Source organism: Methylibium sp. Root1272 (genome assembly GCF_001425905.1).
Taxonomy (GTDB): Bacteria; Pseudomonadota; Gammaproteobacteria; order Burkholderiales; family Burkholderiaceae_C; genus Methylibium.
In genome coordinates, this window is record NZ_LMDY01000001.1 from 265,718 (window position 1) to 279,973 (window position 14,256).

The window sequence follows — 14,256 nt, forward strand, 5'->3', positions numbered from 1 at the left end:
GTCGAGGCAGCAGCGCTCATCACGATGGCCAGTGCGGACAGGTTCGCCGCGCGCCGCAGCGGAGTCGATGGGCCCCGGCCTGGCAGGTGAGGAAGTGACATGGGTGGCTCTGGTCGGTCGTTGAGGAGCCGGGATCATTTCGGACCGACTCTTACCGCGCACTTTCCGACCGGTGCGCACTCGCCGGTCGTCCGGAAAGTAGGCGGAAAGACAGGCCGCGTGACGATGCCGGCGGCCGTGCGTGGCCAGGCAACCGACCAGCGATCGCCAGAGATGGGGACGCCTCGCCAGAACAGATGACTCTCGCCATGGGCCGGCAGTGCGCGCCTTGCCTCACAGCGCTATTGCTGCTCGCCGGCTGCACCACCGCGCCACCGGACACCACGCCGGGCAGCGCGTCGGCACCCGTGCCCCTGCAGTGGCATGCGCCGTTGCCGCAGGACGCAGCCCACGGCGGTGACCTGGCCGACCTGAGCCACTGGTGGGCGCAGTTCGACGATCCCCTGATGCTGCGGCTGATCGAGTCCGGCCAGCAGGCAAGCGCCACGCTGGCGCAGGCCAGTGCGCGTATCGCCGACGCGCGCGCAGTCCGCACGGCCAGCGGCGCGGCGCTGGTGCCGGCGCTCGATGCCAGCGTGAGCGCCAGCCGCGTCGTCCAGAGTCCGGGCGCGCCCATGGCCACGACCTCGTCGGTCGGGCTGCAGGCCAGCTGGGAACTCGACCTGTTCGGTGCCCAGCGTGCCGGCGCCCGGGCCGCGCAGGCACGCCTGGAGTCCAGCCGGGCCGGCTGGCACGACGCACGCGTCTCGGTCGCCGCCGAGGTGGCCACGGCCTACGTCGGCCTGCGCGCCTGCGAGGCGCAGCTGGCGCAAGCGGAGCTGGATGTTCGCTCGCGCGCCGAGACCTCGCGCCTGACCGTTCTGGCCGCAGGCGCTGGCTTCCAGGCACCCGCCGCCGCCGACCTGGCACGCGCCAGCGCCGCACAGAGCAGGGCAGCGCTCACCCAGCAGCGCGCGCAGTGCGACATCGTCGTCAAGTCGCTGGTTGCGCTCACTGCCGTCGACGAAGCCGCGCTGCGACAGGAACTCGCTGCATCGTCGGCGCAGCTTCCGCAGCCGGCCGCTCTGCGCGTCGCCTCGGTGCCGGCCGTGGCGCTGGCCCAGCGGCCCGACATCGCCGCGGCCGCCGCCGAGCTCGTCGCGGCCAGCGCCGACGCCGATCAGGCCGAGGCCCTGCGCTGGCCGCGCATTGCGCTGAGCGGCAGCATCGCCGCAGCCCGGCAGCGCAGCGGCGGCGTCAGCACCGACGGCAAGGTCTGGAGCATCGGCCCGGTCTCCGTCACGCTGCCGCTCTTCGACGCGGGTGTGCGTCGCGCCAATGCCGACGCCGCCCGTGCACGCTACGAGTCGGCCCGCACGGCCTACGCCGCCAGCCTGCGCGCCGCCGTGCGCGAGGTGGAGACCGCCCTGGTCGCGCTGCGCGGCGCCACCGCGCGCGGCGAGGACGTGCGCACGGCCGTCGTCGGCTTCGAACGCTCGTACCAGGCCGCCGAGGCGCGCTATCGCGGCGGACTCGCAAGCCTGTTCGAACTCGAGGACGCGCGCCGCAGCCTGGTCGCCGCGCGCAGCGCGCTGATCGAGCAGCAGCGCGAGTCCGTCATCGCCTGGGTCGACACCTACCGCGCCATCGGCGGTGGCTGGCGACCTTCGTCGACGACCGCCGACGCCGTGACACCCATGCCTTCAACGCAGGCCTTCCGAACATGACGAACTCCCATCGCAGCCCCTGCCGTTTCGCACCGACCCTGCTCGTGATCGCCGGGTCGGTCGCCGCCTTCTGTGCGCAGGTCGCCAACGCCCAGGCCGAGAACCGTCAGCCGGTTGCCAAGCCTGCCTTGGCCGTGACGGTCATTCAACCCCAGCTGGCAACACTGCCCCTTCGCGTCCCCGCCAACGGCAACATCGCGGCCTGGCAGGAAGCCAGCGTCGGGACGGAGGCCGATGGCCTGCGCCTGACCGAGGTCAGGGTCAACGTCGGCGACCGCGTGCGGCGCGGGCAGGTGCTGGCGAGATTCGAGGCCGCGCCGGTCGCGACCGAGCTCGCGAGCCGCCGGGCAGCGCTGGCCGAATCCGAGGCCGCCCTGGCCGAGGCTGCAGCCAACGCGCAGCGAGCGCGCGACCTGCAGGCCAGTGGGGCCCTCTCCGTCCAGCAGATCAACCAGTACTTGACGGCGGAACGCATGGCCGAGGCGCGCCATGAAGCTGCCAGGGCCGTCGCCCGGACGCAGGAACTGCGCCTCGCGCAGACCGAGGTGCGCGCGCCCGACGATGGCGTGATCTCCACGCGCAGCGCCACCGTGGGCGCAGTCCTGCCCGCCGGGCAGGAGCTGTTCCGGCTGATCCGGCGCAGCCGGCTCGAGTGGCGTGCCGAGGTGGCCGCGCCCCAGCTGGCGCGGCTCAGTCCGGGCCAGGGCGCCACCGTGACGCCGGTGGGCGGCGAGGCCATCCTGGGCACGGTGCGCATGGTCGCGCCGGCCGTGGACACGCAGACACGCACCGGTGCCGTCTACGTCGACCTGCCGGCGGGCGGCACGGCACGCGCCGGCATGTTCGCGCGCGGCGAGATCGAGGTCGGCAGGGGCAGCCAGGCCCTCACGCTGCCGCAGGCGGCCGTGCTGCAGCGAGAGGGCTTCGACTACGTCTTGCGCGTCGGGCCCGACTCCAGGGTGCTCCAGACCAAGGTGAAGCTCGGCCGACGCGCCGGCGATCGTGTCGAGGTCCTCGCCGGCGTCGATGCCGCCACGAGAGTCGTCGCCAGGGGAGGGGCGTTCCTGGGGGACGGGGATCTGGTGAATGTGGTCGAAGGGCAGACGGGCCTTGGGCGCACCGGACTTCTGGTGATGGATCGCAGGCCATGAGCATCAACGTCTCCTCCTGGTCGATCCGCAATCCGACCCCAGGCCTCCTGCTGTTCGTGCTCCTCACGTTCGCCGGCCTGATGGGCTTCGCGGCGATGCGTGTCCAGAACTTCCCGGACATGGACTTGTCCACGGTGACGATCACCGCCTCGCTGCCGGGGGCATCGCCATCGCAACTCGAGACCGAAGTCGCGCGAAGAATCGAGAACTCGCTGGCCACGGTGCAAGGTGTCAAGCACATCAACACCACGTTGACCGACGGCACGGCCGTCATCGCGGTGGACTTTCAGCTCGAGAAGCCATCGCAGGAGGCTTTGGATGACGTGCGCGATGCGGTGGCACGCGTTCGCGGTGACCTGCCGGGCGATCTGCGCGACCCCGTGATCCAGAAGACCACCACCGCCGGTTCGCCCATCCTCACCTACACGGTGGCCTCGTCGCGCATGGACGAGGAGGCGCTGTCGTGGTTCGTAGACCACCAGATCGGCAAGACGCTGCTCGCCGTGCCGGGCGTCGGTGCGGTCCGCCGCGTCGGTGGCGTCACGCGCGAGATCAGGGTGGAGCTCGACCCGGCACGGCTGCTGGCGCTGAATGCCTCGGCGGCGGACATCTCGAGGCGGTTGCAGCTGGTCCAGCAGGAGGCTGCGGGGGGCCGCGCCGACCTGGGTGGTTCCGAGCAGCAGGTGCGGACCATTGCCACGGTGCAGTCGGCCAAGGAACTGGCCGCCATCGAACTCGTGCTGAGCAACGGCCGGCCCCTCCGGCTCGACCAGGTCGCGACGGTGGTCGATGGTGTCGCCGACCCGCGCTCCGCGGCCTTGCTGGACGGCAGGCCGGTGGTCGGCTTCGAGATCACGCGCGCGCGCGGTGCGGGTGAGCTGGATGTGGCTGCCGGAGTGCGCGGCGCGCTGCTGGCGCTGAAGACCGCGCATCCGGGAATCGAGGTCGTCGAGGCCGTGAACGCCGTCGATCCGGTCCTGGAGAACTACCGGGGCTCGATGGGTCTGCTCTACGAGGGGGCGGCGCTGGCCGTGCTGGTCGTGCTCGTCTTCCTGCGCGACTGGCGCTCGACCTTCGTGGCGGCCGTGGCTTTGCCGCTGTCCATCATCCCGACCTTCGCGGTCATGCACCTGATGGGCTTCACGCTCAACACGGTGACGTTGCTGTCGCTGTCGCTGGTGGTCGGCGTGCTGGTGGACGACGCCATCGTCGAGATCGAGAACATCGCCCGCCACCTGCGCATGGGCAAGAGCCCGTACCAGGCGGCGATGGAGGCAGCGGACGAGATCGGGCTGGCGGTCGTCGCCACGACCGCGACGCTCATCGCCGTGTTCCTGCCCACGGCGTTCATGAGCGGCGTGGTCGGCAAGTACTTCGTGCAGTTCGGCTGGACGGCAGCCATCGCGGTGTTCTTCTCGCTCGTCGTGGCCCGCATGCTCACCCCCATGATGGCGGCCTACCTGCTCGAGGCGCCGAAGAATCCGCACGATCGCGAGCCCGGCTGGATGGAAACCTACCTGGGCTGGGCGCGCTGGTGCTTGCGGCGGCGCCGGCTCACGCTCGGGCTGGCGTCCGCTTTCTTCGGCGGCGGCCTGTTCCTGGCGTCCACGCTGCCAGGCTCTTTCATTCCGCCCGACGACGGGGCACAGACCCAGGTTTCGCTGACCCTGCCGCCCGGCAGCAACCTCGAGGACACCCTGGCCCTTGCCGAGCAAGCGCGCGAGATCGTGCGTCGGAACGAGCACGCCCGGACCATCTACACCGCAGTCGGCGGCAGTCGAAGCGGTTCGGGGCCCGGTGACGACGGCCCGGTGGCCAGCAATGTGCGCACCGCGGTGCTGACCGTGAACCTCTCGCATCGCGATGTCCGCTCCGGCCTGCACCAGCAGCAGATCGAGCAGCAACTCCGCGAGGCCCTGGCGGGTTTGCCCGGCGCGCGTGTCAATGTCGGCGGTGGCGGTTCCGACGACAACTACGTGATGGTGCTCACCGGTGACGATGACCGGGCACTGGCACAGGCCGCCGAGCAGGTGGAGCGCGAGTTGCGAACGGTCCCCGGCATCGGGGCCGTCACGTCCTCCGCGGGTCTGGTGCAACCGGAACTGGTGGTGCGCCCCGACTTCGCGCGCGCCGCCGATCTGGGCGTCACGTCCGCGGACATCGCCGAGACATTGCGTGTCGCGACGGCTGGCGACCTCGACCAGGCGCTCGCCAAGCTCAACCTCGGCGAGCGGCAGGTGCCCGTGGTGGTGAAGCTGGAAGGCGCGGCGCGGCGGGACATCGACACGCTCAGGCAATTGCCCGTGCCGGGGGCGCACGGACCCGTGGCACTGGAGAACGTCGCGTCGCTGGACATCGGCAGCGGCCCCACGGAGATCACGCGCCGTGACCGCAGGCGCAACGTCAACCTCGAGGTCGAGTTGAACGGCCGCCCCTTGAGCGAGGTGGAGCAGGCGGCGCTGTCGCTCCCCAGCCTGCAGCAACTGCCGCAAGGCATCCGGCACGGCGCGAGCGGTGACGCCGAGGACATGGCCGAACTGGCCTATGGGTTCGGCATCGCCATGCTTACGGGTGTGCTTTGCATCTATGTCGTGCTGGTGCTGCTGTTCAAGGACTTCGTGCAGCCGGTGACCATCCTCGTGGCCCTGGTGCTGTCGGTGCCGGGCGCCTTCGTGGCGCTGTACGTCACGGCTTCGTCGATGTCGATGCCATCCATGATCGGACTGATCATGCTGATGGGGATCGCGACGAAGAACTCGATCCTGCTCGTGGACTATGCGGTTATCGCCCGCGAGCAGCACGGCCTGAGCCGCGCGGAGGCCATCCTCGATGCCTGCCGCAAGCGCGCGCGCCCCATCGTCATGACCACCCTCGCGATGGGCGCCGGCATGTTTCCCGTCGCGCTCGGGTGGGGAGGCGATCCGAGCTTCCGGGCGCCCATGGCCATCGTGGTGATCGGAGGGCTGATCTCGTCGACGTTCCTGAGCCTGCTGGTGATCCCGGTCGTCATCACCTATGTCGACGACTCCGTGCAGTGGCTGCGTGGCGCGCTGCTCGGTCGGCGCAGCCTGGATCGCAACCACTATCCTGCGGCCCGCGGGGAGTCGAGCGAACTCCGATAGCTCGTCATCGGCGCGCGTTCCGGCGAGCGTTCGATCGGTCGCTTGCGATGCCTTGGTAAGTGTTCGGAAAGCCGTGCTCCGCGACGATGCACCTTGTCTCAGTTGTCGGATCGGGAGCCTTGCATGCCGTCGCCCTCACTCTTCCAGGATGCCCACGGCGGGCCATGCCGAAAGCCGCGCACGGACAAGAAGCCGGCGGATGCTGCGTGGGGCGAGCCCCTGCACCGAGGCCTGCGGCCGACGTGCCTGCCGGCTCTGCTGCTGGCGTCCAGCGTCTGGCTCTCGGGCTGCGCCACGCCGCAGAATCCCGATCCGCTGGAGTCTATGAACCGGAAGACGTTCGCGCTGAACGAAGGCGTGGACAAGGCTGTCCTGAAGCCGGTGGCCACGGCCTACAAGACGGCCGTACCGGCACGGATAAGAACAGGCGTCTCGAACTTCTTCTCCAATCTCGGCGACCCCTGGTCGGGTGTGAACCTGTTCCTGCAGGGGCGAGTGAAGGATGGCCTCTCCGACATCGGTCGGTTCGGTACCAATACAACCGTCGGCTTGCTGGGTGTGATGGACGTCGCCACCGATTGGGGGATGCCGCACCAGGGCGAGGACTTCAACGACACGTTGGGATCATGGGGTGTGGCCGGCGGCGCGTACCTGGTGTTTCCGCTGTTCGGGCCATCCGATCTGCGTGGTCTCGCAGCATTGCCGATCAACATCATGGCCAGTGCATCGTCTCAGATCAGCGACGCCGGGACGGCCAATGTGCTGACAGTTCTCGGCATCGTCGACACGCGCGCCGGGTTGCTGGAGATCACCCAGCTGATCGACGACGTCGCCTTGGACAAGTACCTCTTCGTTCGCGATGCGTATCTCCAGCGTCGCAAGCAGCGCGAGAGTGAGCAGGCTCACGACAACGATGGCGATCACGAGAGCGCGGCGGAAGTGATGGAGAGCCGATAGCGACAGGAGCACTGCGGGTCCTCGCAATACGCCCACGCCACAGTGCGACTTGCCCTCGGTTCGTTGCACGAAAGAAGCGCCGCCCGTAGAGTCTCGGCATGGGCTCCATCCCCCTCATCGCCGCCCTTCGCGGTGCACCTCGCCAGGCGGCCACTCCGGCCGCTGGCTGGCTGCATGCGCCCGCGCCGCGGGCCGGGGCGGGGACTCGCATCCGTCTGCCGGCCGCACATTTCTAGGCCCGGCGATCACCTCCACCCACTTTGCGCAAACCTCAGATCGCCGGGCCTCCCGCCCGCGCGATGGCGTGTGTCGGCCACTGGTCGGCATGCAGCCTCTACTGAAGGAATGCTCCGTGGAAGTCCTGGCACTCGAGCGCACGCTCACTGATCTCGACCATGTTCGTCTGCTGAGCCTCGCGCGCCGTCACCGGCGCGGCGACGGCTCCCTGTCCACCCCTTGCGCGTCGATCGAGCAGGTGCTCGACGCCTGCGCCGTCGTGCCGTCCCGCCAGGTCCGGCCCGACGTGGTGACGATGTATTCGCAGGTGCTTCTGCAGGATCAGACCAGTGGCCTTCGCAGCAAGCTCACGCTGTGCTACCCGGCCGACGCGGAGCCTGCGGCGGGCTTCGTGTCGGTGCTGTCCCCGGTGGGTGCGAGCCTGCTCGGGCACACGGTCGGCGGCGTGGCGCGCTGGTCCACGCCCGCGGGCGAAGAGCGATCGGCCGAGGTCCTGGCCATCCTCTTCCAGCCCGAGGCTAGCGGCGACTACGCGACGTAGCTTTCGACATCCCCGCCGTGGCGGGCAACGCAGATGAGCATCGACTCCGGAGCGCGGCGCTCACGCATCGACGTAGCGCACCGGGGTCGCCGCCACGCGGCGCACCTGCAACTCGAAGAGGTCCGGCCGCGCGTAGTGCCCGGTGACGTCGAGCGTTCGGCGCGCCGGCGCCACGCGCGCCACGTCGATCTCCGCATACAGCACGCCGGCCTCGCGGCGCAACGGCCCCGCGACGATCTTTCCCATTGGGTCGACCACCACCGAATCGCCGTCGTTGATCCATTCCTCGGCATCGGGAAACAGCGCCGCGCGGCCAGGGAAGTCTTCCGGAATGTCGCTGGCGCGCAGCGCCGTGCCGCTGCCGATCACCCAGCACCGGCCTTCGAGGGCGATATGGCGCATCGTTCCGATCCAGGCGTCTCCGCTGTCGTAGGTGGGCGCGATGTAGATCTCCACGCCCTGGGCGTACAGCGCGTAGCGCGCCAGCGGCATGTAGTTTTCCCAGCAGATGAGGCTGCCCACCCGGCCGGCCGGCGTGTCCACCACGCGCAATCCCGACGCGTCGCCCAGACCGTGAACCATGCGTTCCGGGTTGGTCGGCATCAGCTTGCGGTGCCGGTTCTGCAGCTGGCCGTCGGTGCCGATGACGACCACGCTGTTGTAGAGCGTCCCGCCGCCATGCGAGCGATCGCATTCGTTCATGCCGCATACGATCGTTACTTCGTGGGCGCAGGCGGCCTCGCAGAGTTCGGCCAGGTCTCCGCCGCCGATGTCCACCGCGCTGGCGAGCAGGCGGGCGTGCAGTTGGCCCATGACGGCGCCGTCCTTTCCCGGCGCGAGCCGCCATATCCAGGAGGGGTAACCCGCGATGAAGGTCTCGGGAAAGACGATCAGCGTCGCCCCCGCAGCGGCGGCTTCGGCGACCCATTGCACGGCCTTTGCGAGGGTGGCGCCGCGATCGAGCAGGACCGGCGGGCGTTGAATGATGGCGATCTGGGTCATGGTGTCTCTCCTGGGCAGGGGCTGCCCGACCGGGAGAGCATGCGCATGACTTGGCACCCGGACCAGTCCAGAATCTGAAGCGTTTGCGCTCCGGAGACGATGCGATGGACAACACCTATGGTCAGTTCTGCACCGTCGCAAGGGGCGCCGAGGCCTTGTGCGAGCGATGGACTCCGCTGGTCGTGCGCGAGTTGTTGTGCGGCAGCAAGCGCTTCAATGACCTGCATCGCGGCGTGCCGCGCATGTCCACGAGCCTGCTGGCGCAGCGGCTGCATCGGCTCGAGGAGTTCGGCATCGTGCGCCGCAATGCCGTGGGCAAGGTCTGGGAGTACAGCCTCACCGAGGCGGGCGAGGAGCTTCGCCCCGTCGTCATGGCGCTGGGCCATTGGGGCGCGCGGTGGATCGGCAGCCGCCTGCGCGATGAGGAGCTGGACGCCGGCCTGCTCATGTGGGACGTGCGCCGCTTCGTGTGCCTCCCGGAGTTCCCGAGCCGGCCCGTGGTCATCCACTTCCAGCTGCGAGACGCCCGGACGCGCGAGCGCGCCTGGTGGCTGGTCGTCGAGGACGGCGTGGCCGATCTGTGCCGCGACGACCCGGGGCGCGAGCTCACGCTCGTGGTGGATGCGTCGGTGCGTGCCCTGACCGAAGTGTGGGCCGGTGACCTCACCCCTCAACAGGCCCTCGAGTCGCGCGAGATCCGTGTGGACGGCGCGAAGCGCGACGCACACGACTTGTGGCGGTGGCTGGGCACCAGCGCCTTCGCGTCGACGCGGCGCGAGCGCAGGCCGGGCCCGCTGCGGCCGGTGTGAAACCCCCCGGTCGAGATCAGGTGGCCGAGGCGTGCCGGAGCCCACCTGTCCCAGCGTCGGCCGGAGGCGCGGGGCACCTGGGGCGAGGTGGAAACCTATACTGCCAATCGATCTGAACACCCACCACGCGCGTCCATCGGCGAGAGAACATCGAAGAGGCTTTATGCGATGGATTGAAGCGATATCTTCCGCGCTACTTCTTGTGTCGCTCAATGTGAGCCCGGCGAGGGCGGCGGATGCCGACACAATCTGGCATGGTGGTTCCATCGTCACCATGAATGACGGGGCACCCTTCGCCGAGGCCGTAGCCGTCAAGGACGGCAGAATCGTCAGGGTCGGCAAGTCGGATGCCGTGCTGAGAGCCGAGCGCGGTCCGGCCACCGAGCTTCGCGACCTTGCAGGACGCACCATGCTGCCGGGTTTCATAGACCCGCACAGCCACTTCATCGATTCCCTGTCACTCGCTGATCGCGTCAACGTTTCCGCGCCGCCCGTCGGGCCCGCCAAGAGCGCCGATGAAATCGTTGCGACCTTGCTCAAGGCCGCGAAAGCGCGATCCCTGAAGACCGATGAAATGCTCCTGGGCTACGGGTACGACGAGAACCTGATGCCGAAGGACCGGCCGCTGACACGAGTGGCGCTCGACCAAGCCTTTCCAGACAATCCCGTAGCCGTCATCCATGTCTCGATGCATGGGGCCGTGCTGAATTCCAAGGCGTTCGACAAGTTCGGCTACAAGGACGGCATGGAGACGCCTGCTGGCGGCGTCATCTTGCGCAAGCCTGGCACCCAGGAACTGCAAGGCCTGGTCATGGAGACGGCCTACCTGCCGATGTTCTCCGCCCTGCCGTTGCCGGAGGACGAACTGGCGGCCGCGAAAGCAGGCCAGATGCTCTACGCCGCCGCTGGCGTGACAACCGCGCAAGAAGGTGCGACACACGCCAATCAAGTGGAGCAACTCAAGCGCATTGCCGCGCAGGGCGGACTCTTCATCGACGTGGTGAGCTACGCCTTCATTCTGGACCTGGACAAGGTTCTGGAGAGCAACCCACCAGCGTCATTCGGCAAGTACAACAAGGGTCTGAAGCTTGGGGGCTGCAAGCTCACGCCCGATGGTTCCCCGCAGGGAAAGACAGCCTGGTTCACCACGCCGTACCTGACGGGTGGTCCGAGCGGAGAGGCGAATTGGAAAGGAGAGCCCGGCCTTCCGATCGATGCCATGCTCGCCGGCACCAAGAAGTGCTACGACAACAACCTTCAAGTGCTCTTCCACGCCAACGGCGACGCCGCCATCGACTTCCTGATAGAGGCGCACGAGAAGGCCGTCGGCAATGGCGATCTCGCAGCGGACCGACGCACGGTGTGCATCCATTGTCAGTTCGTGCGGCGCGATCAACTCGCCAAGCTCAAGGCGTATGGCATTGTCCCGGCGCTGTTCACCGACCATACCTTCTTCTTCGCCGATACCCATGTGAAGAATCGTGGCCTCAAGCAGGCGTCGGTCATCAGCCCCATGAAATCAGCGGCGGCGATGGGACTGCGTCCGACCAATCACACGGACGCATTTGTTGTTCCCATCGACCAGATGATGACGGTCTGGACGGCTGTAAACCGCGTGGCCCGAAGCGGTCGCATTGTTGGGCCGGAAGAGCGGGTCACGCCACTCCAGGCTCTGAGAGCGATCACGATCGACGCTGCGCGTCAATATCGCGAAGAGGACAGTAAAGGGTCGGTCGAAGTCGGCAAGCGCGCCGACCTCGTGGTGCTTAGCGCCAGCCCGTTGAAGGTCAAGTCGATGGCTATCAAGGACATCAAGGTTCTTGAGACCATCAAGGATGGGAAGACCATCTACCGAGCCCCGTGAACAACTTGTATCTGCGACGACGCGTCGCGGGCCCGAAACACATCCTCGCGATAGCTCAGCGCTTCAATCAGAACGTGCGCGCCGCGATCACTTCCGCCACCTTCTCCAGCGCCTCCCGCAGCGTGTCGAAGCCCACCGAGCCCAGCGCCAGCCGGATGGCATGCGGCACCTGGGCCGACGTGGCGAAGGGCTCGGCCGTGGATACCGAAATGCGCTCGCGCATCAGCGCCGCGGCCACCTGGTCGGCGCGCACCTCCTCGGCGAGCGGCAGCCACACGAAGTAGGACGCAGGATGGCTCACGCGCCGCAGTGAGCCCAGCACCTGCGCTGCGAGTTGCTGGCGTGCGCGCGCGTCCTGGCGCTTGCCGGCTTCCAGCCGGTCCACCGTGCCGTCGTCGAGCCAGCCGCAGGTGATGGCAGTCATCACGCCGGGCGTGTTCCAGGTGGTGGCGCGGATCGCGCGCTCGATCCGGCCCACCCACTGCGGCGGTGCGGCCACGCATCCCACGCGCAGGCCGGTCGCCACACTCTTGGAGAAGCCCGACACGTAGACCGTGCTCTCCGGCGCCAGCGCCGCCAGCGGCGGCGGTGCCTTCTCCACCAGGAAGGCATAGGCGGCGTCTTCGATGACGAGCAGCCCGTGCCGCCGTACCACCGCCACCAGGGCGCGTCGGCGGCTCGCGCTCATCACCCAGCCCAGCGGGTTGTGCATCGTCGGCATGGCGTACAGCGCCTTGACCCGGCGGCGCTTGCACAGCGCCGCCAGCGCGTCCGGGTCGGGGCCCTCGGTGCCGGCGGGCACGGCCACCAGTTCCAGGCGGTGGGCCTCGGCGAGCAGCTTGAAGCCGGGGTAGGTGAGGGCGTCGACCGCTACCACGTCGCCGGGCTGCAGCAGCGCCATCACGGTGGTGGCCAGTCCGTGCTGCGCGCCGTCGACCAGCATCACCTGCTCGCCCGGCACCGCGAGCCCACGGCGCGCCAGGTGCCGCGCCACGGAGGCGCGCTCGTGCGGGCGCCCGCCGTGCGGCTGGTAGCGCAGCAGGGCCTCCAGGTCACCGGCAGCGGCCAGCTGGCGCAACGCGCCCCGCAGCAGCTCGGCCTGCCCCGGCAGCGCCGGGTAGTTGAAGCTCAGGTCCAGCATGTCGGCCGCCACCGCGTGCTGGTCCACGCCCTGGCCGCGCGGCACCGCCGTTTCCTTGACGAAGCTGCCGCGGCCTGCCTCGCCGCTCACCAGACCCATGGCCGCCAGCTCGGCGTAGACGCGGCTGGCCGTCACCAGCGCCAGGCCCTCGTCGGCGGCGAGCTGCCGGTGCGTGGGCAGGCGGGTGCCGGGCCGCAGATGCCCGGCGCGGATCTCAGCGGCGAACCGGTCGACGACCTGCTTGTACCGAGCCTGGGCCATGGAGGGAGCTTGTATGCATGACAATTATTTGATTGTATTGATTCACGCGTCTAGCATGGCGCCCACATTGCACCCGGCCAGAGGGGAACCCATGCACATCGCCATCCTCACCTTCGAGGGCTACAACGAGCTCGACTCGTTGATCGCCCTCGGCATCCTCAACCGCGTGAAGCAGCCCGGCTGGCGCGTGTCGATCGCCAGCCCCGCCGCCAAGGTCCGTTCGATGAACGGCGTGGTCATCGAGGCCCAGGCCTCGCTGCAGGACGCCATGGCGGCCGACGCCGTGATCGTGGGCAGCGGCATGCAGACCCGCGAGGTCATCGCCGATGCCGCGCTGATGGCGCAGCTGAAGCAGCTCGACCCGACCCGGCAGCTGCTGGGCGCTCAATGCTCCGGCACGCTCGTGCTGGCCAGGCTGGGCCTGCTGGACCGCGTGCCCGCCTGTACCGACCTGATCACGAAGCCGTGGGTCCAGGAGGCCGGCGTCGACGTGCTGAACCAGCCCTTCTTCGCCCGAGGCAACATCGCTACCGCGGGCGGTTGCCTGGCCTCGGCCTACCTGGCGGCGTGGGTCATCGCGCGCCTGGAGGGTGTGGCCGCGGCCGAGAGCGCCCTCCATTACGTGGCGCCGGTGGGCGAGAAGGAGGCCTATGTGTCGCAGGCGATGCGCAACATCGGGCCCTATCTTGCGGGTGCCGAACGGGTGGCCGCGTGAGCATCGAACGCCAGTGACCCGAGACCACAGGGAGCCACGATGTATTTGCCCCGCCATTTCGAGGAGCAGCGGCCCGAGGCCCTGCACGACCTGATCGCAAGGCACCCGTTGGGCATGCTGGTCACCCACGGCAGTGAGGGCCTCGACGCGAACCATGTGCCGTTCGAGCTGGATGCCGATGCAGGCCTGGGCGCGCACGGCGTGCTGCGCGCCCACGTGGCCCGCAACAACCCGCTGTGGCAGAGCGTGGCCAATGGCGATGAGGTGCTGGTGGTGTTCCGTGCCCACGATGCCTACATCTCCCCCAACTGGTACCCCAGCAAGCACGAGGCGCACAAGCAGGTGCCCACGTGGAACTACCGGGTGGTCCACGCGCATGGGCCCATCACGGTGCGCGACGACGAGCGCTACGTGCGGGGCCTGGTGGCGCGGCTCACGCGCCAGCACGAGGCCGGGCAGCCCAGCCCGTGGAAGATGGGTGATGCGCCGCAGGACTACATCGACGCGATGCTGAAATCCATCGTGGGCATCGAGATCACGGTGGCGCGCCTGGTGGGCAAGTTCAAGCTCAGCCAGAACCGTGAGGCGCGCGATCGCCTGAGCGCGGCGCAGGCCCTGATCGGGCAGGGCGACAGCGAGCTCGGCGAGGCGATGCGGGCCGCCGGACCGCCCGCGTGAGCCGGAGCCGCA

Annotated in this window: 11 protein-coding genes; 9 read left to right on the forward strand and 2 right to left on the reverse strand. The window is 68.9% G+C overall.

Annotation, left to right across the window (positions count from 1 at the left end; translation table 11 throughout):
* Positions 1-296 precede the first annotated feature (296 nt).
* From ASC67_RS01210 to ASC67_RS01230, 5 genes are all read left to right on the forward strand, one after another.
* The gene (locus tag ASC67_RS01210; RefSeq protein WP_156466611.1) at positions 297-1,766 is read left to right on the forward strand and encodes an efflux transporter outer membrane subunit; all 1,470 of its coding nucleotides are present in this window, start codon (positions 297-299) and stop codon (positions 1,764-1,766) included.
* A complete protein-coding gene (locus ASC67_RS01215) occupies positions 1,763-2,917 on the forward strand; it encodes an efflux RND transporter periplasmic adaptor subunit (protein WP_056314495.1) in 1,155 nt (384 codons plus the stop codon). Before ASC67_RS01210 ends, ASC67_RS01215 begins: the two co-directional genes overlap by 4 nt.
* Positions 2,914-6,039 (forward strand): efflux RND transporter permease subunit, encoded by a 3,126-nt coding sequence (locus ASC67_RS01220; protein WP_056314496.1) that lies wholly within the window; start codon positions 2,914-2,916, stop codon positions 6,037-6,039. The genes ASC67_RS01215 and ASC67_RS01220 overlap by 4 nt, the downstream gene beginning before the upstream one ends.
* A gap of 123 nt (positions 6,040-6,162) precedes the next feature.
* The gene (locus ASC67_RS01225) at positions 6,163-6,996 is read left to right on the forward strand and encodes a VacJ family lipoprotein (protein WP_082535754.1); all 834 of its coding nucleotides are present in this window, start codon (positions 6,163-6,165) and stop codon (positions 6,994-6,996) included.
* Between the two features lie 352 nt (positions 6,997-7,348).
* Positions 7,349-7,774, forward strand: coding sequence for a GreA/GreB family elongation factor (locus ASC67_RS01230; RefSeq protein WP_082535755.1), 426 nt, complete (start codon positions 7,349-7,351; stop codon positions 7,772-7,774).
* A gap of 60 nt (positions 7,775-7,834) precedes the next feature.
* On the opposite strand, the gene ASC67_RS01235 is transcribed toward ASC67_RS01230, so the two are convergent.
* Positions 7,835-8,776, reverse strand: coding sequence for a carbon-nitrogen hydrolase family protein (locus tag ASC67_RS01235; RefSeq protein WP_056314498.1), 942 nt, complete (start codon positions 8,774-8,776; stop codon positions 7,835-7,837).
* A 104-nt stretch (positions 8,777-8,880) separates the two neighbouring features.
* On the opposite strand from ASC67_RS01235, the gene ASC67_RS01240 reads away from it, so the two are divergent.
* Positions 8,881-9,585, forward strand: a complete 705-nt coding sequence (locus tag ASC67_RS01240) for a helix-turn-helix domain-containing protein (RefSeq protein ID WP_056314499.1) — start codon at positions 8,881-8,883, stop codon at positions 9,583-9,585.
* A gap of 163 nt (positions 9,586-9,748) precedes the next feature.
* Positions 9,749-11,449: an amidohydrolase gene (locus tag ASC67_RS01245; protein ID WP_156466612.1), complete on the forward strand. Its 1,701-nt coding sequence runs from the start codon at positions 9,749-9,751 to the stop codon at positions 11,447-11,449.
* Positions 11,450-11,516: 67 nt separating this feature from the next.
* On the opposite strand, the gene ASC67_RS01250 is transcribed toward ASC67_RS01245, so the two are convergent.
* Positions 11,517-12,851 carry a PLP-dependent aminotransferase family protein gene (locus ASC67_RS01250; protein WP_056314500.1) on the reverse strand — a complete coding sequence of 445 codons (1,335 nt, stop codon included), beginning with the start codon at positions 12,849-12,851 and terminating at the stop codon, positions 11,517-11,519.
* Positions 12,852-12,942: 91 nt separating this feature from the next.
* On the opposite strand from ASC67_RS01250, the gene ASC67_RS01255 reads away from it, so the two are divergent.
* Positions 12,943-13,566: a DJ-1/PfpI family protein gene (locus tag ASC67_RS01255; RefSeq protein WP_056314501.1), complete on the forward strand. Its 624-nt coding sequence runs from the start codon at positions 12,943-12,945 to the stop codon at positions 13,564-13,566.
* A gap of 39 nt (positions 13,567-13,605) precedes the next feature.
* Complete coding sequence (locus ASC67_RS01260) at positions 13,606-14,244, forward strand: FMN-binding negative transcriptional regulator (RefSeq protein WP_056314502.1); 639 nt, start codon at positions 13,606-13,608, stop codon at positions 14,242-14,244.
* The last annotated feature ends 12 nt before the right edge of the window (positions 14,245-14,256 follow it).